The organism is Streptomyces sp. NPDC020884 (genome assembly GCF_044333935.1).
Lineage (GTDB): Bacteria > Actinomycetota > Actinomycetes > Streptomycetales > Streptomycetaceae > Streptomyces.
Genome location: NZ_JBIRRY010000005.1, coordinates 202,110 through 224,137, shown reverse-complemented (window position 1 = coordinate 224,137; position 22,028 = coordinate 202,110). Strand labels below are relative to the sequence as shown.

The 22,028-nt window shown below is 71.5% G+C and carries 22 protein-coding genes and 1 tRNA gene; 4 read left to right on the top strand and 19 right to left on the bottom strand.

What is annotated here, in order from left to right:
* Window positions 1–41 precede the first annotated feature (41 nt).
* A complete protein-coding gene (locus ACH4UK_RS17880; RefSeq protein ID WP_398357310.1) occupies window positions 42–1,529 on the bottom strand; it encodes a PP2C family protein-serine/threonine phosphatase in 1,488 nt (495 codons plus the stop codon).
* Between the two features lie 640 nt (window positions 1,530–2,169).
* On the opposite strand from ACH4UK_RS17880, the gene ACH4UK_RS17875 reads away from it, so the two are divergent.
* Window positions 2,170–2,925, top strand: coding sequence for a bifunctional DNA primase/polymerase (locus tag ACH4UK_RS17875; RefSeq protein WP_398357308.1), 756 nt, complete (start codon window positions 2,170–2,172; stop codon window positions 2,923–2,925).
* Between the two features lie 527 nt (window positions 2,926–3,452).
* Entirely contained in the window at window positions 3,453–3,800 is a 348-nt protein-coding gene (locus tag ACH4UK_RS17870) for a hypothetical protein (RefSeq protein WP_398357307.1), read from the top strand.
* A 277-nt stretch (window positions 3,801–4,077) separates the two neighbouring features.
* On the opposite strand, the gene ACH4UK_RS17865 is transcribed toward ACH4UK_RS17870, so the two are convergent.
* The 3 genes from ACH4UK_RS17865 to ACH4UK_RS17855 all read right to left on the bottom strand — a co-directional run bounded on the left by ACH4UK_RS17865 (window position 4,078) and on the right by ACH4UK_RS17855 (window position 6,851).
* Entirely contained in the window at window positions 4,078–5,043 is a 966-nt protein-coding gene (locus tag ACH4UK_RS17865) for a DUF5926 family protein (RefSeq protein WP_398357305.1), read from the bottom strand.
* 171 nt (window positions 5,044–5,214) lie between these two features.
* Window positions 5,215–5,910: an ATP-binding protein gene (locus tag ACH4UK_RS17860; protein ID WP_398357303.1), complete on the bottom strand. Its 696-nt coding sequence runs from the start codon at window positions 5,908–5,910 to the stop codon at window positions 5,215–5,217.
* Between the two features lie 104 nt (window positions 5,911–6,014).
* Window positions 6,015–6,851, bottom strand: coding sequence for a glycerophosphodiester phosphodiesterase (locus tag ACH4UK_RS17855; protein ID WP_398357301.1), 837 nt, complete (start codon window positions 6,849–6,851; stop codon window positions 6,015–6,017).
* Window positions 6,852–7,052: 201 nt separating this feature from the next.
* Here ACH4UK_RS17855 and ACH4UK_RS17850 point away from each other — a divergent pair, with 201 nt between their 5' ends.
* Both ACH4UK_RS17850 and ACH4UK_RS17845 read left to right on the top strand, forming a co-directional pair.
* The gene (locus tag ACH4UK_RS17850) at window positions 7,053–8,807 is read left to right on the top strand and encodes a S1C family serine protease (protein WP_398357300.1); all 1,755 of its coding nucleotides are present in this window, start codon (window positions 7,053–7,055) and stop codon (window positions 8,805–8,807) included.
* An 87-nt stretch (window positions 8,808–8,894) separates the two neighbouring features.
* Window positions 8,895–8,984 (top strand) — tRNA-Ser (locus tag ACH4UK_RS17845).
* Window positions 8,985–9,120: 136 nt separating this feature from the next.
* Here ACH4UK_RS17845 and ACH4UK_RS17840 read toward each other — a convergent pair.
* The 15 genes from ACH4UK_RS17840 to ACH4UK_RS17770 form a co-directional block, all read right to left on the bottom strand.
* Complete coding sequence (locus tag ACH4UK_RS17840) at window positions 9,121–10,524, bottom strand: tyrosine-type recombinase/integrase (RefSeq protein ID WP_398357298.1); 1,404 nt, start codon at window positions 10,522–10,524, stop codon at window positions 9,121–9,123.
* A 60-nt stretch (window positions 10,525–10,584) separates the two neighbouring features.
* Window positions 10,585–10,770: a helix-turn-helix transcriptional regulator gene (locus tag ACH4UK_RS17835; protein WP_398357296.1), complete on the bottom strand. Its 186-nt coding sequence runs from the start codon at window positions 10,768–10,770 to the stop codon at window positions 10,585–10,587.
* Between the two features lie 203 nt (window positions 10,771–10,973).
* Complete coding sequence (locus ACH4UK_RS17830; RefSeq protein WP_398357294.1) at window positions 10,974–12,134, bottom strand: DUF3631 domain-containing protein; 1,161 nt, start codon at window positions 12,132–12,134, stop codon at window positions 10,974–10,976.
* Window positions 12,131–12,484 (bottom strand): hypothetical protein, encoded by a 354-nt coding sequence (locus ACH4UK_RS17825; protein ID WP_398357292.1) that lies wholly within the window; start codon window positions 12,482–12,484, stop codon window positions 12,131–12,133. The genes ACH4UK_RS17830 and ACH4UK_RS17825 overlap by 4 nt, the downstream gene beginning before the upstream one ends.
* Complete coding sequence (locus ACH4UK_RS17820; RefSeq protein ID WP_398357290.1) at window positions 12,481–13,395, bottom strand: bifunctional DNA primase/polymerase; 915 nt, start codon at window positions 13,393–13,395, stop codon at window positions 12,481–12,483. Before ACH4UK_RS17820 ends, ACH4UK_RS17825 begins: the two co-directional genes overlap by 4 nt.
* Before the next feature lie 87 nt (window positions 13,396–13,482).
* Window positions 13,483–14,013, bottom strand: coding sequence for a hypothetical protein (locus tag ACH4UK_RS17815; protein WP_218525597.1), 531 nt, complete (start codon window positions 14,011–14,013; stop codon window positions 13,483–13,485).
* 18 nt (window positions 14,014–14,031) lie between these two features.
* Window positions 14,032–14,226 (bottom strand): hypothetical protein, encoded by a 195-nt coding sequence (locus ACH4UK_RS17810; protein WP_218525596.1) that lies wholly within the window; start codon window positions 14,224–14,226, stop codon window positions 14,032–14,034.
* A gap of 258 nt (window positions 14,227–14,484) precedes the next feature.
* A complete protein-coding gene (locus ACH4UK_RS17805; RefSeq protein ID WP_218525595.1) occupies window positions 14,485–16,653 on the bottom strand; it encodes an ATP-binding protein in 2,169 nt (722 codons plus the stop codon).
* 112 nt (window positions 16,654–16,765) lie between these two features.
* Window positions 16,766–18,793, bottom strand: a complete 2,028-nt coding sequence (locus ACH4UK_RS17800) for a hypothetical protein (RefSeq protein WP_398357288.1) — start codon at window positions 18,791–18,793, stop codon at window positions 16,766–16,768.
* A gap of 3 nt (window positions 18,794–18,796) precedes the next feature.
* A complete protein-coding gene (locus ACH4UK_RS17795) occupies window positions 18,797–19,183 on the bottom strand; it encodes an RRQRL motif-containing zinc-binding protein (protein ID WP_308342340.1) in 387 nt (128 codons plus the stop codon).
* Entirely contained in the window at window positions 19,180–19,692 is a 513-nt protein-coding gene (locus ACH4UK_RS17790; RefSeq protein WP_218525593.1) for a hypothetical protein, read from the bottom strand. Before ACH4UK_RS17790 ends, ACH4UK_RS17795 begins: the two co-directional genes overlap by 4 nt.
* The gene (locus tag ACH4UK_RS17785; RefSeq protein WP_218525592.1) at window positions 19,689–20,711 is read right to left on the bottom strand and encodes a DUF2637 domain-containing protein; all 1,023 of its coding nucleotides are present in this window, start codon (window positions 20,709–20,711) and stop codon (window positions 19,689–19,691) included. The genes ACH4UK_RS17790 and ACH4UK_RS17785 overlap by 4 nt, the downstream gene beginning before the upstream one ends.
* On the bottom strand, window positions 20,708–20,992 hold the full coding sequence (locus ACH4UK_RS17780) for a DUF6303 family protein (RefSeq protein WP_398357286.1): 285 nt from the start codon (window positions 20,990–20,992) through the stop codon (window positions 20,708–20,710). The genes ACH4UK_RS17785 and ACH4UK_RS17780 overlap by 4 nt, the downstream gene beginning before the upstream one ends.
* On the bottom strand, window positions 20,989–21,288 hold the full coding sequence (locus tag ACH4UK_RS17775) for a hypothetical protein (RefSeq protein WP_398357284.1): 300 nt from the start codon (window positions 21,286–21,288) through the stop codon (window positions 20,989–20,991). Before ACH4UK_RS17775 ends, ACH4UK_RS17780 begins: the two co-directional genes overlap by 4 nt.
* A gap of 88 nt (window positions 21,289–21,376) precedes the next feature.
* On the bottom strand, window positions 21,377–21,829 hold the full coding sequence (locus tag ACH4UK_RS17770) for a protein kilB (protein WP_218525589.1): 453 nt from the start codon (window positions 21,827–21,829) through the stop codon (window positions 21,377–21,379).
* Window positions 21,830–22,028: the final 199 nt, after the last annotated feature.

Genomic DNA, 22,028 nt, shown 5'->3' with positions numbered 1-22,028 from the left:
CCCAGGGTCGAAGGGCCTATTACCGGAGAGAGCCCGCGACCTCAGTCGAAGTGGGCGGCGAGGATCACGACGTCCTCGGTGGAGTCGCTCCGGTCGAGGCCGTCGGGGAGCATCGTGCGCAGGACGTGGTCGGCGACGGCGGCCGGATCGTGCCGGCCCGCCTTCGGCACGGAGGCGGCGGCGGAGTGCAGCCGGGCGAAGGCGCGGTCCATCGCGTCCCCGGTGCGGCGCAGCAGCCCGTCCGTGTAGAGCAGCACCGTCTCGCCGGGCGCGGGGCTGAACTCCACGCTCGGCGCCTCCCAGCAGGCGAGCATCCCCAGCGGGGCGGAGAGCGTGGTCTCGACGAACTCGCAGCGCCTCTCGCCGAGCACCAGCGGCGGGGTGTGCCCGGCCCCGGCCAGCACCACCTTGCGGGCGGCGGGCTCGCAGTAGGCGAACAGGGCGGTCGCGGTCCGCGCGGGTTCGGTGAGCCGCAGCAGCAGCTCCAGGTCGGAGAGGACGGCGACGGGGTCCTCGCCCTCCATCACGGCGTACGCCCGCAGGCTGGCGCGCAGCCGGCCCATGGCGGCCATCGCGCTCGGTCCGGACCCGCCCACGGAGCCGACGGCGAGGCCGAGCGTGCGGTCGGGCAGCGGCAGCGCGTCGTACCAGTCGCCGCCGCCCCGGGGGCCGGTGCGGTGCCGGGCGGCGATCTGGACGCCGGGGATCCGGGGCAGCCGGCTGGGCAGCAGTTCCTCGGCGACGGCGGCGACGTCCGCGCGGGCGCGCTCCAGCTCGATCAGGCGGGCCAGGTGTTCGGTGGCGTAGCGCGCGTAGAGGCCGGCGAGGTGACGTTGCTTCTGCGCGGGCTCGGCGGGTTCGTCGTAGAACCAGACGGCCGCGCCGAGGCGGCCGGCCGCCTCGGAGGAGAGCGGGAGCGCGTAGCTCGCGGCGTAGCCGAGCCGGGTGGCGACCTCGCGGTGCCGGGGGTCCAGGTTCTTCTCGCCGAGCAGGTCGGGGCTGGCGACCCCGTCGGCGGTGTCCGGGAGCCCGTCGAGGACGCGGCCCAGGGCGGTGGCCGCGCGCGGCACGGTCTCCAGGTGCCCGAGCTCGGCGTGGGTGAGCCCGAGGCCGAGGGTGGCGCAGGGCCCCTCGCCGTTCGCCGGTTCCAGAACGAGAAGTCCGCGGCGGGCCCCGACGAGGGCGGCTCCGGCGTGCAGGAGTTCGTTCAGGGCGGCGTCCAGGGTGTTCGTCCCGGCCAGCCGCTCGGTGAGCTCGTGCAGGGTCGTGAGGTCCGAGACCCAGCCCGCCAGCCGGTCCTGGATGAAGGCTCCGGGCGGCCCGGGGACCTCCGTCAGGGGGGCCGGAGTGTGCGTTGAAACCGGAACCTCTGGATCGATTCCAGCCACTTTCGGCAGGTGTGGGGCGCTCATGGCAGCCAGCTTTCCGACCGGTGCGATTCGTCGAATAGCATCGCAAACCCCCATGTGATTCTGCGCCACTATCAATGCATCCACATGTACACGCACAAGTAACCCGATGTCCAGCATTGTCCCTGCGGGGTCCGGGCGATTCGCGCCCTCCCAGTGTGGGTTAACTTGGCCAAAAAATGCACCCTATGGACGCTATTTGCGATCGACTGGGGCTGCTCAACAGGGGTACCTCCGGGGTCAGGTCGCCGGAGGAGCGTCATTCCGGGCATGCTGGGTACGTAAACGGTGATGCGCGGGTGCGGTGGTCATCACCCAGGAACCCGGCAGCGGGTTCGGGCGTCCCTACCTGTGACGGTGACGCACCCGCCCCGGACGGCGGGGTTCGCACCAGGGACGGCAGGCGAGGCGCAGGCCACCCTCGCCCGGCGATCGCCGGCCCGGCTCGACCCGCTCGGTTCGACCCGCACGACTCCGCCAGGGCAGCACGACCCGCTCGGTCAGTTCGACTCCGCTCGGTCAGTTCGGCCCCGTTCGGTTCGACCCCGCTCGACTCTGCTCGATTCGGCTCTGTTCCACCCCAGATCGGTTCTATTCGGACCGGTTCCACTCGGCTCGGCTCGGCTCACGCTCGGTATCGACGGCACGCCCGTACCGCAGAACTGATGAGCACGTACGCACAGCGAAGAGATACGCACGTGGTGTCACGCACGCGTGCTGTCATGTGGACTCGGCGTTCAACGGAAAGGAACGAGCGCTCATGCGCGAGATCCTCGGAAGGCGACGCAGGCTCCGGCTCCGGCGGAAGGAGGGGACCGCCCGGCTCGACGCGGCCCTGACCTGCGCCACCGTATGGCAATGGCCGGTGCTCCCCGGAGTGGGGACGGCGCCGGCCGCCCCCGGCGGTGAGGGCGGCGGCCTCGGCTGCGCCTGCCCCGAACCCGACTGCGCCGTACCGGGCGCACATCCCTTCGATCCCGGCCTGCTGGCGGCCACCACGGACGAGCGCATGGTGCGCTGGTGGTGGACCAACCGCCCCACCGCCCCCGTGATGCTGGCGACCGGCGACCGCGCGCCCTGCGCGGTGAGCCTGCCCGCCGTGGCCGGCGCCCGAGCGCTGAGCGTCCTCGACGAACTGGGCATGCGGCTCGGCCCCGTCGTGGCGACGCCCACCCGGTGGTCGCTGCTGGTGGCCCCGTACACCCTGGAACGGCTCGGCGAACTGCTGTACGCGAAGGACTGGGTGCCCAGCTCGCTCCGGTTCCACGGCGAGGGCGGCTACCTCGTCCTGCCGCCGTCCCGGACCGGCACGGGCCAGGTCCGCTGGGAGCGGCCCCCCGCGCCGCTCGGGGACGCCGCCGCGCCGGTGTCCCGCGGGCGGACGAAGGACTCGGGCCCCGTGGTCGCGGCCCCCGTGGCCGCCGCCCCCTGGCTCCCGGACGTCGGGGCGGTCCTGGACGCCTTGGTCGAGGCGAGCACCGGCGCCCCGGGCGGCGGGAGCCGGCTCGCCTACTGACGCCTCGGGAGGGCGACGGCGAAGCCGGGCGTCCGGCTCACTCGAACGGGTGTGAGCCGGGCCGGATCCGCGGTAAACGGGTGCCGGGCGACCCGGCGGCGCGCATTCCGCCGATATCGTCGCCCCGTCGTCAGAAATTCCACGCAGTCGCCAGGTCAGGTGGGGCCACCATGAATCTCCGCATGATCGGTCTCACGACTGCCGTCGTCCTCGCGTGCCTGATTCCGCTGATTGCTTCCGCAGATCCCGCCGGTACTCCGGATGCCGTATCGGGTGATCCGGCCGACGCGAAATATTCTGTCGCATCGCCAGAAAGCATGCAGCGAAAGATTTCTGATGGCGCATCCGGAGATGAGGCCGCAGAGCGTTCTTCGACAAGGTCGAAATCGCCATCGAAAATGAACGCAGAAGCAGGATCCCCGCCCGACTTTGATCGTTCGCCCGCTTCCGGTTCGTCCTCTTCCGGTTCTGCCGCTTCCGCTGCGGGGGATCGCGGGGACGGCGAGGGCGGACGGCGTACGGACGCGGTGGCACGGTGCGGCCCCGAGCTGGTCGCACCGGAGGGCATCGAGGCGCAGACCTGCGTGATGGCCCAGGACGGCGAGACCTGGGCGCGCACCTACTACCGGAACGTGACCGGTGAGGAACTCCGTTCCGTGCTCACGCTGATGGGTCCGGGCGGCCGGACCGTGGTGCTGCACTGCGCACCGGCCGCGCACGACGAGCCGGGCACCTGCGAGACGCCGCGCCTGCGCTCCTCGGGTGCGCCCCGGTCCTACACCGCGGTGGTGGAGTTCGTGGGCGCCGGTCCGGTGGAGGAGGCGCCGCTGCTGCTCCGAGCCGGATCCGAACGGGCGCCGGGCGCCACGGACTGAGCGCGACCGCCCGGCGTGACGCACGGAATCCGGCGCGGCGGGCGGGGTTTCGGGGCGGGTGCGGCCTCCGCGCCCGGGGTGTCACAGGGCGGGCCGCAGCCGGAAACGAGGACGCCCGGTCGCTGGCGACGGGGGATGCACCAGCGACCGGGCTTCTAGAACGGTAACAAGAGATCTGCCGTTCGCAAATTCGATCTCGCCTGTAGGGACAGCGATTTACTTACGAGTACGGCGAGTTGTGACGCGGGTCACCGTCGGTGGCGCCCTGTCGTCACCGTCAGCTGAGGGTCACCTGACGGTTGGTGAGACCGCCCCGGGCGCGGCGTTCCTCGGCGGTGAGCGGGGCGTCGGAGGCGAGCGCCGTGGCCAGCCGCTCGGCGAACGCGACGGCGGGCTTCTCGCACGCCTCGGCGCCCATCGAGCTCGGCAGGTCCCAGACGGGGACCACGAGGCCGTGCGCCCGGAACGAGCCGACCAGCCGGGTGTCGTCGCCGAGCGAGGAGGTGCCCGCGGCGTGCAGCCGGGCGAGCGCGTCCAGGAGCTGCTCCTCGGGGTGCGGCATGACCCAGCGCAGGTGGTTCTTCTCCGGGGTCTCGCACCAGTACGCGGCGTCGACGCCGGACAGCAGCGTCGTCGGGATCGCGGCGGCGTTCGCGCGCTCCAGGGAGGCGGACACCTCGGGCGTGGCGTTCTCCGCGTCCGGCACCCAGAACTCGAACCCGGAGTGGACGTTCGGCTCGAAGGAGGCGTCCGGGGCGAGGAGGTCCTGGAGGCGCGGACCGTCGGCCGGCACGCGGCGGGCGGTGACCGGAGAGCCGGGCTCGGCCTCCAGGGCGCGCTGGAGGGTGTCGGCGAGGTCGCGGCTGAGGTCGCCGGAGGAGGTGTCGTTCTGCAGGGCGAGCAGGACGGAACCGTCGTCGCGGCGCAGCGCCGGCCAGGCCATCGGCAGGACCGTCGCGAGCGTCACCGACGGAACTCCCTCGGGCAGCCCGTCCTTGAGGGTCAGCTCGACCGTGGCGGCGGGCACCAGTTCGCGCAGCGCGACCCAGTCGCACTCGCCCGCGAGTCCCTCGAAGGGGCGGTGCACGAGCTCGGTCACGGCGTGGGCGGCGGCGCGTCCGTGACACGCCTTGTAACGACGGCCCGATCCGCACGGGCAGGGCTCACGGGCCCCGACGACCGGGATCTCACCGTCCTTGAGCTGCTGCTTCCCGGCCTTGGTCTGAGGGCGCTTCTTGGCCATGGTGGGCATTCTCCCGATTGCGACAGTGCGGACTCGGCGCGAGCCTAGCCGCCCGGGGAACTCCGCTCGGCCCACGCCCGCACTCAGCCGGGGCCGGCCGTGCGCTCGGCGCACGTCGTTCGTCGCTTCGGCTAGCGTCGTTCGTCGCCTCGGCCCACGTCGTTCGTGTGCTCAGCCCGCGTCGTCGAAGGCCTCGGAGAGGTCCAGTCCCTCGAACCCGGTGAGCCCGCCGACGCCGTTCGCGCCGGAGCCGTTGCCGTTCGTGGCGTTGCCGTTCGAGCCGGAGCCGTTCGAGGCGGAGCCGTTCGCGCCCGAGCCGTTGCCGCCGATGCCGGGCGGCTTCTTGGAGGAGACCAGGGCCCAGACGGTGACCTCGCCGGACGAGTCGTCCCGTACGCCCCATTCCTGGGCCAGGGCGCTGATGATGTTGAGGCCCCGGCCGCCGCGTGCCGTCACCGAAGGGGTGGCCGGAACCGGGCGGGTCGGGCCGCCGCCGTCCGTGACCTCCACGGTGAGGGCGCCGCCGGTGTCCACCCGCCAGGCGGCGCGGATGTCTCCGTCGCCGACGTCGGTGTGCCGTCCCAGGGGCCTGCCGTGCCGGCAGGCGTTGCTGAGAAGTTCGGAAAGGATCAGAACGGCGTCGTCGACGACCGCGTCCGACACCCCGTTGCCGCGCAACTGCTCACGCATCCGGTGTCGTGCCTGCCCCACGCCGGCAGGGCCATGAGGAATGGCCATGCTCGACGACGCGGGCACTTCTTGTGCCACCACCAACGCCACCCCCGAGACCTCCTTTGCCCCACGCCACGGGTTGGATGCCCCACTGAGCTGGACCGGAAACCGTCCCATGCGCTGCCGGTGACGCACTCGTAACGATCGAACGCGCACCGAATGCGCCGGAGCACACCCTGTAACGGTGGAGGTCGGAGCCCTGGCGCACCCCCTACGTACCGATTCAGCCTAAATGTGCACTAAATCCGACCCAGTTGGGACAGGACCTGCTTCGGGCGGTTGGTGATGATCGCCTCGACGCCCAGCTCGGCGCACATCTCGACATCGGCCGGTTCGTTCACGGTCCACACGTGCACCCGGTGTCCCGCACGGTGCAGCCGTTCGATGTATCCGGGGTGGCTGCGCACGATCCGCATGCCGGGTCCGGCGATCCGGGCCCCGGCGGGCAGTCGCCCGTCGCGCATCCGGGGCGAGACGAACTGCATCAGGTAGACCGTGGGCAGCGTGGGCGCGGCCGCCTGGACGCGGTGGAGGGAGCGGGCGGAGAAGCTCATGACGCGGATGGGCGAGGGGCCTTCGGCGGGCGGATCGGCCAGCCCGAAGCGCTTCAGTAGGTGCAGGAGCCGCTCCTCGACCTGCCCGGCCCAGCGGGTGGGGTGCTTCGTCTCGATGGCCAACTGCAGCGGCCGCCCGGCGGCCCGCACCTCGGTGAAGAGCTCCAGGAGCCGTTCCAGGGTGAGTACGGAGGTGAGCTCGCCCGGCACCGGATCCCAGTCGGGCGACTCCTCGTGGTCCTTCCAGGAGCCGAAGTCGAGGGCGGCGAGATCGGCGAGCTCCAGTGCCGACACGGCGCCGCGCCCGTTGGACGTACGGTTCACCCGCCGGTCGTGGACGCAGACGAGATGGCCGTCGGCGGTGAGCCGGACATCGCATTCCAGCGCGTCGGCACCGTCCTCGATCGCCTTGCGGTAGGCGGCCAGGGTGTGCTCGGGGGCGTCGTCGGAGGCCCCGCGGTGGGCGATGACCTGGATGGAGGTGTGCGCGCTGCGCTGCCGTGCGTGGGTCACCCGCGCCATGGTGTCACCGCCACGGGGATGGCTGAGCACATGTCACCCTGGAGGTCTGTTTTGTCGGATGTAAAGATTGGTGTGCGGATGCACAGGTCCTGCTTACAGTGGCCCGACGTGTTGTGGGAAAAGCTGACCGCAGACACGTGCACAGCGGATTTCTTGCCGAACGCCGACTGGATGCCGAGTGGAACCGAGGAGTAAAGAGCTGTGAGCACCGAGAACGAGGGCAACGAGGGCAACGCGGTACCGGCCGTGCCGTCCGTTCCGTCCGCACCTCCCGTGCCGGCCGAAACTCCTGAACCGGCGACCGACGGAGCCGCGCCTGTTCCGCCGGCGGCTTCACCGGTGACCGACGGAGCCACGTCTCCGCCACCGGCGGCCCCGGCCCAGGACGCCGCGCACGAGACGGCGCACCACCCCGCGCACGACCCCACCCATGACACCGCGCGCCTTCCCGCGTACGACACCGGCGCAGCGGAGACCTCCCCGCACGCCCCCGGCGCGGGGACCCCGGCGCCGGCAGCCCCGGCGCACGCCGATGCGCCCCGCCACGACCCCACGCACCAGGGCTCGCCCGGCGCGCAGGCTCCGGCCGCGCCCGCGTACGCCCAGGGTTCCCACCCGACGCCGCCGCAGCAGCCCCAGCACTTCCCGTACGGCGCGGCGCCCGAGCCCCCCGCGGCGGCCGCCTCCTGGCCGCCGCCCCCGCCCGCCGTCCCGTCGTACGCCGGCGGGGACGCCGGTCACACGTCCGGCGGTATCGGCAACGGCAGCGGCCACGGCCCGGTCTGGGGCGCTCCGGTCCCGCCCGGCTCCGAGCCCCCGAGCGGCAGGAGCGGCAAGGGCCGCGGCAGCGCTCTGGTGGCGGCGGTGGCCGTCGCGGCCCTCGTCGCGGGCGGCATCGGCGGAGCCCTCGGATACTGGGCGGCCGACCGCAACGACAACGGGAGCTCCGGCGACTCGACCACCATCTCGGCGTCGGACACCCCGAGGGACCTGAAGCGCCCGGCGGGCACGGTGGCCGGGGTCGCGGCGAAGGCGCTCCCCAGCGTGGTCACCATCGACGCGCAGGGCGGCGACGGCGAGGGCGGCACGGGCACCGGCTTCGTGTACGACAAGGAAGGCCACATCCTCACCAACAACCACGTGGTGGCCTCCGCCGCGGAGTCCGGCGAACTGTCGGCGACCTTCTCCGACGGCAAGAAGTACGCCGCCGAGGTGGTCGGCCGGGCCCAGGGCTACGACGTGGCCGTCCTGAAGCTGAAGAACCCGCCCGCGGGCCTCGCCCCGCTGCCGCTGGGTAACTCGGAGGGCGTCGCGGTCGGCGACTCGACGATCGCGATCGGCGCGCCCTTCGGTCTCTCCAACACGGTCACCACGGGCATCATCAGCGCGAAGAACCGCCCGGTGGCGTCCGGGGACGGCTCCAGTAACAAGAACTCGTACATGAGCGCCCTGCAGACCGACGCCTCGATCAACCCGGGCAACTCCGGCGGCCCGCTGCTGGACGCGACGGGCGCGGTCATCGGCATCAACTCCGCGATCCAGTCGACCGGCGGCGGCCTCGGCCAGTCCCAGGCCGGCTCCATCGGCCTCGGCTTCGCGATCCCGATCAACCAGGCCAAGAACGTCGCCGTGCAGCTGATCAAGACCGGCAAGCCGGTCTACCCGGTCATCGGCGCGACGGTGACGATGGAGGAGAAGACGGGCGGCGCGGCGATCTCCTCCGAGGGCGCGGGCGGCACCCCCGCCGTCACCCCGAACGGCCCGGCGGCCAAGGCGGGCCTCAAAGCGGGCGACGTGATCACGAAGTTCAACAACACCGTGGTCGACAGCGGCCCGACCCTGATCGGCGAGATCTGGACCCGCAAGCCGGGCGAGAAGGTGACCCTGACGTACGAGCGCGACGGGAAGACGGCCACGGCCGAAGTCACCCTGGGCCAGCGCGAGGGCGACAGCTGACCGGCTAGGCTGTCCCACGCGTCGAACCGGGCCCCACGCGGGCCTGACGGCCCATCGGCTTGCACAGCGACCGGGCCGCCGACGCGGGGTGGGTTGCCCGAGCGGCCTAAGGGAACGGTCTTGAAAACCGTCGTGGCAGCGATGTCACCGTGGGTTCAAATCCCACACCCACCGCCAGGTGAGAGAAGTAGCAGGTCAGAGGGCGGGTCTCCGGAACGGGGGCCCGCCCTCTGCGCTCACCTTGTCTCACTCCGTGCCCATGTTTCCCGGTGCCGACCAAGGCGCGTGGGCCACGCGCGGGCCAGGATCGGCCCTAATCTTCGGCACTAAGTCCCAGCTCAACGAGCCGGTTGGCCGCCGCTGACCCTCCCTTGAGGAGCTTGGCGTAGAACCGGTAGAGCACCGCGAGGCTGTGGCCGGCGCGGTAGGCGGCTTCCACCGGGTCCATGCCGGACTTGATCCACAGCGAGATCGCGGCGTGCCGCAGCGCGTACGGGACATCCGCCAGCGGAGTGCGTAGCTCCTGCTCGCTGAGCACGGCTTTGCGAGCCTCGCTCCAGACCTCGGAGTACTCATTCGACGTGAGGCGACCGGTGCGCGCTGCCCGGAAGAGCCTCCCGTCCGATCCCACACCGAAGCGCTCGATGTGGGATCGGACCATGCGGACGTAGACCGGCGGGACGGGGACGGCTCGGATGGCCTTCCGCGCCCGGTGCTTCAGGCCGCGCTCGTCGTGGGACTTCCCGCTGTCGGTCCAGCCGCTCCCGACCTCGGGATGACTCTCCGACACCAGTACTTCCCCCCATGCCTCCGGCTCGCTCTTCGGGGGCAGGACGAAATCCGACTCGCGCAGCGCCACGGCCTCACCGGGACGTGTCGCCAAGTAGTAGACGGCTCCGTAGAACGCCTCCAGATGTCCGCCGCGGTCTCCCTGCTTTGCCACGGCGGCCAGTAGCTCCCGAGTGAGCCGCGGGCCGGGCACCCAACGGAAATCGACTTCATCGGAGGTCTTCGGAGCCGCCCAGTCCACCGACAGGAACGGATGACGGGAGAGGAGAGCGCGCTCCTCAACGGCGTAGCGGAAGGCGTTGCTCAGCACCATGCGCTTCCGGTTCGCGGTGTTCTCGGCCGCAGGCTTCCCGTTCAGGAGCCGGGATAGGGCCGTCAGCGCCGCGCGGACATGCTCCGGTTTCGCTGCTTCATCCACCCGCATCGAGTGCTGCGCAACCCACTCCAACGCCTTCCGGACGGTGTCTGGAGGCTCTTGGGCGTCGGCTCGCGCGACGGGCTGGCCCTTCGGTCCGTCCACGGCTCGGAACGCCCACTGATACAGGGCCGCACGGAGTACGCGAGCATCAGGACCGGTGCCGCCTCTGGCCGTGAAGACGGGCGTCACGACAGCGAGGGATTCCGCGATGCTCGCTCGATGTTTTGCTGCCGCCCCGGGCCACTTCATCAGGGCGTACGCCTTCGCGTGCTCGTACCACGTCGGCATCGCGAGAGCGGCAAGCTCCTTCTCGGGGAGTCCGGTCTCCTCGTCGAACTGCTGCCCCGCTTTCAGCGCGGCCATGAGCTGGGAGCGGCGGCCGTCTGCTTGCGGTTTGAGGGTGAAGCTCTTGGAGTGTCCCTCGGCTCCAACGCGCCAGCGGAGTTCCCAGGGCTTCGGCCGGCCTTTGCGCTGCCGGATGGACCAGAAGACGACGTCGAAGGTGAGCATGTCTCTCCATGCTGAGAGGGCCCGCCGTGGCGGGCCCTCTCAGGTCTGGTCGGTGCGGACTCAGGCGGCTTCCTCGTACCTGGTGAGCCAGGCGTCAAGGTCGGCGCGGCGTACGCGCACCTGGTGGTTGGGGAGCTTGATGAGCTTCGGGGCGAGACCCCGGGCGCGCAGGCGGTAGAAAGCGGCGCGGCTCATGTTGAGTTCGTCGAGGACTTCGGGGAGCTTGAGCATCTGCGGGCGTGCCATGGTCCGACTCCTTGGCTCGGTTCGGTCTCACAGGTGCGGTTACATCGGTTACATCGGTTACGCCGCAGGTCAGGGTCCTGTTTCTTGTAACCGATGGGTGGGGCGTAACCGATAGCTTGCGGTTACAGGTGGCGGCCGGGTGGGCGGTGTAACCGGAGGTGTTCCGGTTACACCGCCCACATCGGTTACAGGTGCTTCGCAGGTCAGACGTCCAATGCGAGAGGTGTAACCGATGTAACCGAGGATTCGGGAGGCGGCGGGCAGTAGCGGTTCCAGGCGTCCGTCAGGTCGTCGCGGTGGTAGCCCTTGACGATCTGTCCGCCGATGCGCAGGGCCCGGGGGGAAATGGGCTTGCCCTTGGCGGTGACGTATTCCTTGAGGGTCTTGGAAAGAGCGCGGGCGTTGAGCGGGCGACCGTCGAGGTCGCCCCAGGGTGATTCCTCCATGGCGTTGAGCAGGTGCAGGATCTCGATGGTGGAGACGCTGTCCTCGCCGGGGAAGACGTGGTCGCGCAGGTCGGTGAGGAGCTTGACTCCGAGTGAGGCGCGGTCGTCCTCGTTCACCGCAGTGACGAGATCGACGCAGGCTTGGCGGGCCCGGTCGGGCCAGGTTCCGCCGGCGGCATCGGCCACAGCGAGCAGCGGTTCCCATACGTCGGCAGGTCGGTCGGTGATGCCCTCGGGCATGTCGGGGAAAGCGCCGTCGATGCGTGGCCGGACCTGCTCGGCCCAGGTGGTGAGCTGGTCGCGCAGGGCGTGGCCCTGCGGTTCGTGGATACGGGCCCGGAACGGTTCTACGTGCTCGTTACGGGCCCGGCGGCGCATCCGGATGATGACGGAGCGCGCCAAAATCGTGTCGGGCATGGAACCGAGACCGCCCAGGGCAACGGCACAGTAAGACGGGAAGGCCACAACTGTCTGTGTGCCTCCGTCTCCGACGCACCGGTAGGAGACGCCGCTCTTGCGGTGTCCGGCGTTCAGCAGCCCGCGCAAGTCCTCGTTGTCCTTGGCTTTGGGGCCAAAGACGGTGTCGATCTCGTCGAAGAGGATCGTGGGCCGTCCGGCCTCATCGGCCACCGCCCTGAACAGCGCAGCAGGTGAGGCATTCACGGCGTGCATGGGGTGGGGGACCAGGGTGCTGATGACTTCGAGGGCGCGGGTCTTTCCGCTGCCCGGTTCCGGGGAGAGGAAGGCGAGTCGCGGGGTGGAGTCGAAGCAGTCGAGCAGGTGCGTGTGCGCGTCCCACAACGCGACGGCCACGTAAGCCGCTTCAGTCGGGAAGGCGTTGAACCGACGGTGGAAGGCTTCAACTTCATTGAGCAGGGCCGCGCCGTCGATGGGGCCGGTGGTCTTCTCTGCGGTCATGCGGCGGTCCTCCGGTGCTGCTTGGTGGCGTGGGGGCAGTGCCCCACGCGGGCGCGGGTGGTGAGTTCGGTGACGGCCTTGCGGCCTCGGGCGCGTTCGTGGTGGCCGCAGGTGCACAGCCAGTCGGCGACGGGGATCTCGTTCCGGTCGAGGCCGCGGATGTGAAGTCCGGGGACGATGCCGGTCACGGTGACCATGCGCGGGTCCGGACGAAGGGATGGAGGGACGGCCTGCCGGCCGACGACCTTCGGCGTGCTACTGCCGGATGCGGCCGGGGCCGGTTCGGCGAGGCCGGGGCCGGTGGGCGGTGCGGGACGGCCTTCCAAGCGGGGACGGGGCGGTGTGCTCATGCCGTCTCCCGGGGCCGGGCGGTGCGGATGGAGCTGTCCAGGGCGCTGCGGATCGTGGCGCGGCACTCGGCAGCGGTGAGCCCCCGCGCCTCTCCCGCCCCTTGGAAGGCCTCCTCAACCTCGTGCCGGGCCAGGTCGCCCCACGCGACGAAGCGCCCCACCTTGAAAGCGCTGCGGTTTAGCGTGTTGTTGCCCTGCTTCCCCGGCGCCGCGACGACCTTCCGGCACTCCCGCTCCAGAGCGGCTCGCCCGGCGCGGCTGCCACTGACAACCGGCACGGTCAACGGCCCGACCGGCTGACGGAGTGCGGGCTGGAGCAGGGTGAGCAGCCAGCCGGGCAGCGGTGCGACGGGAGCCAGGTCGGTGACCTCGTACCGGCCGCCCGGCGTCGTGCTACCGGCAGCGACGACGTATCCGCCCCATGCCCGGGTGTCCACCAGGGGTGCCAGGGTGCCCGCGGTGTTGCCCAACCGGGCCCCGGACGGGGTGGTGAAGTACAGGTGGTGTCCGCCGGACGCGGTCCGGGTGCGGTAGGTGGTGGGGACGGGCTGCCCGGCGCGCTCGCAGAGCGCTTTGAAGGTCGTCACGCCGGAAGGCGTGTCCGTGCTGCTGTTCCTCTTGGGCACGTCCAGGTCCACGACCAGCAGCCCGGAGGGTCCGGTTGCGATGCCGATGTTGAAGGGGCGGTCGGCCCAAGCGCGGCGGATGCGGTCGGGGTCGATGGTGGCCCGGTCCTCCCACTTGCGGTGACCGCCCGCGCAGTCCCCGGTCAGCGGGCACGCGGCCTCACCGTGGAGGGCGGGGCGCTTGTCCGCGGGGCGGAGCGGGAAGACGTGCCAGTCGTACTCGGCGGCGGCCAGGGCGGCTGAGAGGTGTGCGCCCTCTCGTCGGATGGGGACGGGGTGGGTCATGCTGGTGGCCTCCACTGTTGAGTTGGGTGGAACGAGGGCGGCCCCGGTCATTGGCGTGAGGGGGCCGCCCTCGGCGTTTGGTGGGGTTCAGCCGTGGAAGTGGCTGCGCTTGATGACGGCCTTGCGGATGTTGACCGTGGTGCCGGTGCGGCCGGTCGAGCGGGTACGGCGGCTGGTGAGGAAGAGGGCCGCGAGGACGGCGAGGACGGCGATGGACATGACGGCCTGACCGAGCGCGGCGAGGATGTCGTCAATGTGAGCGAGGCCCGGGGCGGCGGCCCCGATCCCGTATCCGGCGAGGGCGACGAAGCCTCCGGTGGACAGGGCGAGCGCGCTGTACTGCCACACCCACCCGGGCACCCCGGTGTGGGCGGGGGCCTGCGGGCGGGCGGGGTTGGTCAGGGCGGCGGGCACCGGGGGTGTGGCCTGGTCGTGGGCCGGGGTCGTCTGTCCGGTGCGGGTTTCCTCTTCGCGGCGGATGAGGGACCAGACGCGGGCCATGTACAGCTCGTCGGAGAGCAGTTCGCGTGCTTCGGCCGGGTCGATGGGCGCGTGCCCGGAGTCGGCCGGGGCGGCGGGGGTCCAGTTGGCGGGGGCGAAGGTGGTGTCGGTATTCACGCGGGGCTCCTCGGTTGGTCAGGCGGTGAGCTGGGCGAGGGCGGTGACGATGCTGTTGAGCGTCTGGTTGATGGCGGGGGCGATGCCGGTGGAGGCGGTGAAGAAGCCGAGCAAGGCGGCGGCGATGGCGGCGCCGAAGCGGAGGTAGCCGGTGCGCAGCATGATCAGGACGATGATCAGGAACAGGACGACGGCGGAGACGGTCAGAGCCATGGGGCGACGACCTCACGTGAGTTTCGGTTACCGGGAGTGATGTGTGGGGTGTGGGGCCACACACACCGCCAGGAGGGCCCGGAACCCCCTCCCGGGAGGGGGTTCCGGGGTTCTTCCGGGAGGGGGTTGTGTGTGACGCACATGCCCCACACGGGCAGGTCAGGGACCTACACGCGTCTGTGTGACGCACACGGGCTGTGTGGGTCGGGGTGTGTGGGTCTGTGTGGGGTGGCTGTGTGGGTCAGGTGCCGGGCCGGGTCACTGTGTGTTGCGGTAGCACTGGATGGCTTCGGCCAGGGTTTCGGCGAGGTAGCCGCTCTTGGACTCGTCTCCGATACGGACCGTGCCGACTCCGGGGCGTTCGACACCGACGTCGCGCAGCAGACGGTTCAGCTCGGTGCCGAAGGCGCGGGGGTCCAGGCCGTGGGCGGCGGCGAGGTCGCTGCTCCACATCCGCCCGCCGGCGGCGACGACGTGCTGGTGTGCCTCGGCCAGGAGCTGGGGGACGGGGCTGGGCCGGTCCTCGGGGGTTCCGGCCTGCTGGATGACGCGGCCGAAGTCGGCCCGGATGACCGTGGCATCGTCCCCGCCGCTGGTGGTGGCCGGGGCCTGGGCGGGGGTGGTGCGAGCCGTGTTGAGGATGATCGACAGCAGATCGCCGCTTACTTGCGGTCCGCTCCGGGCCGGTGCCGGGGAGGCCGCGGCGACGGTGCGGGGCGCGGGCGCGTTCTCGTCCTCGGGGTCGGTGGCGGTGGTGATGGGGATGCCGGTGAGCTGGTTGATCGGCGGGTAGAGGGTGTCGCCGCTGGTGAAGGGGGCGGTGGTGGGGGCGAGCTGTCCGGCCTTGTAGAGGCGGGGGAGGATGCGGCCCCACCGGCTGGCGTAGTACTCGCCCGGCTCGGTGTCGAGGAAGACGTCTTCGAGCTTCGGCCGGCGCTCCGCGTAGGTGACGGACAGCACCCGGATCTGCTTCGGGGTGATCCGGTACGCCTTGAACGCGGCCGGGTCGGACACGACGTCGTCGGCGTCCGGTGAGGAGTAGAACCCGCAGCCCTTGTACGGGGCCGACTTGGGGTTGATACGTGCCCCGCCGGTCGGGAACAGGTGGGACAGCTCCTCGGGGTCGGAGACGCGCATCCCGACCCGGCCCCGGGACTGCTTCTTCATCGCGGCGGTGATGACGTCCTGGGTGGCCCTGAGTCCGCAGATCAGCACGCGTACGCGGACGGCGCGGCCGGTGTTGACGATGGTGTCGAGCTTGCGGAGCAGTGCCGGGGTGAGTTCGGCGATCTCGTCGACGGCGACCACGACTTCGGGCAGGTCGTGGGTGACGGTGAGCTTGTCGTCCTCGGTGAGCTTGTCCTGGTGGCCGGTCTTGCGGGCGGCGATTCCGGCGATGACGGTGTCGCAGAGGATGTGGGCTTCTTCGACGGTGTCGGCGGTCCAGTCGATCACCGGCACCCCTGCGGTTCCCTCGGCGGCCCATGTGTGGAGCCAGGGCAGGCTGATGCCGGCGCCGGTGACGTCGATGTGCATGACGACGGTGTTGTCGGTGCGCAGGAGCCCGGCGTTCGCTGCGTTGAGCAGGTTCGTCTTGCCGGACCCGACCTGGCCGACGACCAGGACGCAGTCGTCGACGACCGCGATGCGGGCCTCTTCGGCGTCGGGCTTGAGACCGAGCGGGATGCCGTCGTAGATGCTGGTGACGGTGGTGTCCGGCGGGGTGTCGGGGAGGTCGATCTGCTGGGCGAGGACGTCGACGGCGGTGACCCGGATCAGGGTCTGCCCGTAGGTTTCGCCGTCGAGGATCTGGATGCCGCCGCCCTTGGGGAGGCGGAGGTCGACGGCGAGCTTGCGCACGGCGTCGGCGGGGAGTTCGGGGGTGTTGGAGGGCATGGTGACCAGGACGGTGTAGCCGACGTCGCCTTTCCAGGGGCGGACGCCGTCGACCTGGTGGCCTTCCAGGCGGAAGAGGCGGTGCAGGCGCTCGTGCCATTCACCGGCCTGCTTGTTGGCCCACTTCTGGAGCTTACGTTCGTGGCGTTCGGTGCGGGCGGTTTCCTCGGCGCGGACCAGGCCCCGGGCCAGGGTCATGCCGGCCACGGTTCCGGCGGCCCACCAGCCGGTCATGCCCCAGGTGAGAGGGGTGTGGTCGGCCAGCGCGGAGGCGGTCCAGCCTCCGGCGGTGAGCCAGGCAGCGCAGCGGGCGACGATGTGGCCGGCGGGCCGGTGCTGGACCAGGTCGGCCAGGCTCTGGGCGGCGGCCCCGGCCCCGGCGACCATGAGGGCGTGGGAGGGAGGAAGGCCGGTGACGGACCCGGTCGCGGCCAGCGCGTAGGCGCCTCCGGCGACCAGGGCGGCGGACGTGGCGGGGGTGTGGTTCCAGCTCCAGTCCAGGACCGGAGCAGCGGCGGGCTTGGCAGCCATCAAGGCTCCTTCGACGAACACGGATCAGGACAGGGGATGTGCCTGTGGGCCGTACACCAGCCGGTGCACGGCCCACAGACGATTGAGCGGGGTGAGGTGGTGGTTCAGGTGGTCAGACGTCCCACATGGCTTCGGACTCTTCGCCGTTGCGGGGGGCTTCGTGGCGGGCGATGTCGGGGGCGTGGAGACGACGGAAGGACGGCATCAGCTCCTGCGCGGCAGACGCGGCCTGCATGAGGAGCTGGTGGACGTCTGTGATCGCGTCGACAACGGCCTTGTCGACGGGGTAGCGGTCGTTGGAGCGGACCTGGAGCAGGTTGATCGCGGCGGCGATGTTCTCGATGCCGGCCGGGATGCCCTCGTACTCGGCGGCGACCTGGTTCATGTGGCCGGGCTCGTAGCGGGAGTAGACGTGCGCGACGTCCTGGGCGACCGCGACGAACCGGGAGGGCTCACGTTGGTCGAACCCGCCGTCCTGGCGGCGCTCCAGGATGTTCCACATGTGCTCACCCGGGCGGGGCTCCTCGAAGCGGCGGAGGTCGTTCTCGTGGACCTTCGCGAAGAGGGGGCCGACCTCGGCGGCCTTCTGGGCGGCCTGGTGGAGCAGGGCGTAGACCGCGGCGACCTGGTCGGCCATCTTCGCGTCGGCGGGGTACTTGTCGGCGGTGTTGACCGCGAGCTGCCGTACCGCCTCGGCCACCGAGGTGACGCCCTCGGGCAAGCCCCAGTACTCGGCGGCCACGGCGAGCATCATCGGCGGGTCGTAGGCCGAGTATGCCTCGCGCACGGCCTCGGTCTCGGTCTGGAACACGGACACGAGGTTTCCTCCGAAGTAGTCGGTACCGAACGGGTCGACGGTGGTGAGGGGGCGGGTGTGGCCGGGCTCGTCGAAGTCGGTCATGACGTCGGGCCGGGTCTCGGCCACCAGCTGCTTCTTCGCCTTGGCCATCAGCCGGGTGTGCACCGTCTTGGCCAGGTGGATGGACCAGCGGGTGAAGTGGACGCCCCACTTGGCCCCGGTGCGCGGGGCCAGGCGCAGCAGCCGCAGGAGACCGCCCATCGCGGCGGCCCCGGTCCGCAGCAACAACCCCGGGACCAGGGCCAGGGTGCCGACCGCACCGGCCGCGACCTTCGCCGCCGCACTGCGCAGCACGTACCGCACCCCGGCCTTTCCCTTCTTCATCAGGCTCCGCCGCCCGGTACGGATACGGTCCGACAGGGCACGACCAGCGGCGGAATCACGAGTCGCACGGCCCGCACCCAAGGTCTTGGCGAGGGTTCGCATCCCGGACCGGGCGGCACGACGCGTCCACGCACCGACCGTCGACCGCCCTGGCCCGCCACCACGGCCAGCACCCGATCCCCGCTCCTTGGAGAGCGACCCGGAACCGGCCCCACCAGCGCCGTTGCGGTGCGGGGAAAGCCGCCGCAGCAGACCGCCCTTCCCTCCCGACCCCGACCCCGCACCGGGGCCGGATGGCGAACGGCCGGCGAACCCGCCCACACCGGCCCCGCTACCGCCCGTGCGCTTGTTCATCCTGTTCAGGACGGGGCTTGTCCTGGTGGGCGAGGCAGAAGAGGTGGAGGACGGGCGGGAGCCGCTGCGGGGGGAGGAGGCTCGGGAGCTGACCGCACCGAGCCCGGAGGAACGCCCCCGGCCACCCGTACGGAGACCACGACCGCCACCCGCTCCCAGCCCGGCTCCGCTGCCACGGCCACCCGAACGGCCCCGGCCCGAGGAGGCGTTGGGGGTGGTGCGGGGGCCGGAGGGGCGCAGTACCCGCCCGCCGGGACCCTTCGGCTTGGTGGTGCGGGAGCGGTAGGCGGCCACACCGGCGGCGATCAGACCGCCCCCGGCAGCAACCCCCGCAGCCGCCAGCACACCCGCCGTGCCGGCCGCCGCGTAGGCGGCGGATGCCCCGGTGGTGGCAGCCTCGGTGCCGAACAGGGCCACCGGCCACGCCCGCAACCGCCCCGCACTCTCCTGAGCAGGCACAGGCCCGGTGCTGTCGGCGGGCTGCTGGTTGAGAGTGATCTCGATCGGCACCGGCTGTCCATTCGGCCCGTCGACCGACGTCAGCACCTCGGGCACGGGCGGGGTGTCGGGCGGTGCTTTCGTACTCGTCTCGGTGGTGGACACTGGTCACGCTCCTTCAGGAGTGGAAGGCGGGTGCCCGGCCGGGCCCTGGAAAGCAGGCCGGGCACCCTCGGGGGTGTCATGGCAGGTCACGCACATGCCGAGCGACCGCGGGATGCAATACCCCACGTCCACAAGGCAGTTGGGGCAGGTGCGGCGGGCCCGCATCGCCGCGGCGAGCGCCGCGCGGCGGGCCGGGGTCATGGGCCGGACCGGGTGGGCGCGGTCGATGCGGTAGAGGTAGGCCACCAGCGGGGCCCGCCGGCGGCGAGGCCGGTGGACCTCCGCGACGACGTCCTGACCACCCGGCCGCAACCCCAGCGCGCGCAGCTGACGGCGGGTAGCCAAACCGTCCGGTGCGAGGCGCCACCGGTAGGTGGGCAGGGCGCTCACCGGGTTGCCCCGAGGAGAACGGGCTGGATACGCCACCGGACCTCGGAGGCCGGGGCGGTGGTGCCGTCGCAGCAGGTGGTGTGCGGAGTCCATCCGACGCGTGCGGCGCCCTCGGCCTCGGCGGCGAGCTCAGCGGCGGTGGACGTGGCGTGGACGCTGTGGAGCTCACCGAAGCGGAAGAGGACGTAGACCCGGTCGGCCCGCTGGTTCTGCTTGCGGGTCGCCCGCAGCAGGGTCCGTAGGGCCTGGCGGTCCTCGGTGTCCAGCAGCACCTGGGCCCGCAGGGCCTCCAGCTCGCCTTCGAGCCGCGCCGCATTCAGCCGGGACTGGTCCAGCTCGGCCCGCAGTTCCTCCGCGACGTCGTCGGCATGGGTCAGGTGGTCGAGCAGGTCGCCGCTCTGCTCCAGGCACGCGTTCGCCTCAACGCGGGCCGCCTGGGCTTCCGTCTCGGCCGTGGCGAGGTCGGTGCGCAGGGTGTTCAGGGTGCGGGTGCGGATCAGGGTGATCATGCGGTGACCTCCTCAAGGTCCGGAGCAGAAGCGCCGGCGTCGGCGGCGGTGGTGTCGCGGTGTTCCTGGTAGCGGGCGGTCACCCACCCGACCGACCAGCCACACAGCTCGGCCGCCTGCCGGATCGGCAGACCGGCGTCGAACGCGGCCCGGACCGTGGCCCGCGCCAACGGCTCCTCCTGCCGCTCCTCGGCAGGACCGCCGGACAGCAGAGCTTGGCGTGCACGCTCGGCCCGCTGCTGTTCACGCTCGTGTTCACGGCGTTCACGGGCCTCCCGCTCCCGGGCCTCCAGCTCCCGGCGCTGGGCCGCCTCGCGCTCAGTGCGTTCACGCTCCTGCTCACGCTGTTCACGCTCGGCCTCACGGCGCTCACGGGCTTCACGCTCGGCCCGCTCCTTCGCCTCGGCCCGCTCGCGCTCCTCCCGCCGTGCGGCCTCTTCCCGGGCGGTCTGCTCCCGGTCCAGCACTGCTTCGTGTTCACGCTGTTCACGCGCCAACAAGGCCGCGTGCTCGCGCTCCTCACGGCGCCGACGCTCAGCGGCTTCCCGGCGTTCCTCGGCGGCCCGCTCCCGCTCCGCACGCGCAGCGATCTGCTGGGTTTCGCGGGCGGTACGGGCGGCGGTGATGGCCCGCCGGTAGGCGAGACCGGTCTCTGCCGTGACGATCAGCAGCAGCGGTGCCACAGAGTGGACCGCCACACCCACCAGGTCCTTCTTCAGCGCGCTGTCAGCGATGTTCAGGGCCAGGGTCATGCCGCCGGTCATCCACCGCAGCGCAATGGGCCACCGGCCACCGTCCCCGCCCAACGCGGCCAGAACCGAGTCGAGACGGACCACGATCACCACGGCCGCGTCCACCACGAGCGGCAGGATCGGGGCCGTCCACTCCCACCCCTTGGGGCTGTGGCGCTCCATCAGCGGGGTGACCGTGAGGATGGAGAACAGCATCGCCCCACCGACGATCAGCCACGTCCCGACCGACAGGGCGCGTTCCGCTGAACGGATCTGAACACTGTTCACGACAGGCCCCCGTCCCGTGAACGCACCCGGACCGAAGCCAGCAGCAGGACCGGCGACGTGTCGTCGTCCGGCCTCTCCGGGTACTCCTCCCACACCCACGCGGCCTCGTCCGTGAACACGAACCCGAGCCCGGTGAGCGCACGTGAACGCTCCGCCGGAGTCGGCACCACCCCGGTGCCGAAGTCGTGCTCCGGCCACTGCGAGACCGGAACACCCATCAGTGCGACGTACAGGGTCCACCTGCCGTCACGGACGGACATCTGCGCGGTGTGCTCGCTCACGCGGCCACCCCCGAACCCGTCACCGACACGACCGGGCGAACCGCACGGCGCGGACGGCCGGCCGCGGTCAGGGGCTTGAGGGGCAGGGTCCGCATCAGGGACCGGGCGTAAGCGGCGGCCTCCGGGTCCGTGTCCTCCAGGTCCGCCAGGACCTCGGACGCCACGTCCAGGCGCGCCGCCCGCTCCAGCGGCGACTCGACGGCCGGACCGGTGAACAGCTCCAGGTCGATCCCCAGAGCCAGCTCGACGAACTCGGTCGCGGTAACGGGCTCGCGACCAGCAACGATGTTCTTCATGGGTCGTGCACTCCTTAGACGGTTGGGCGGCCCGAAGCACCCCCGGAGTTGCCTCTCCGGGGGTGCGGCCGTTCACGGGGTGGGTGGTTCAGGGGCGGGACAGGACGCTGGCCGCCATGGCGGTCAGGGCGTCGGCTGCGGATACGGCCGTCTCGCGGTACGAGGCCAGCGCCTCGGCGGACCGCGCACCCCGCATCGCGTAGACGGCACGAACAGCCGCCTCGATGTCGAGACGCAGCGCGGGAAGCAGCATGGTCAGGGCGACCTGCGGAGCGGTGAGGGCGGAGCGGGTCACGTGGCTCGCCTCACGAGCCTCCGCCACCTTCTCCGCAGCCGCATTGGACAGGCGCAGATCCTCACGGACCCACGTCGCCCTGCGGTGATCCGCCAGCGCGATACTCAACTGCGCCAAGGCGGCCATGGCCCTATCCCGCAGCGCCTGCCGACGCTGCGCCCGGACCACCAGAAACTGCTGGATGCCGACGACGCCGGCGCCCAGCACGGTGCCGACGACCGCGATAGCGGCGACAGCGATCTCCATCGAACTCCCCCTCTCGGGGCCAGACTCTCCGGCTCCCCTCAACCCCGCCCGTACGGTCGCCGCCACGAAGGCGGGCCGGACGGGCAGAGGAGGCAACCGGCGCGGCGATAGCCGCCGCGAATCGGTGGAAGATGACCGGCCGCCCACAGAGCCCGGAAGCTCTGACGAGCGAGAGGTGAAGCGGCGCTGCCCTACCGGT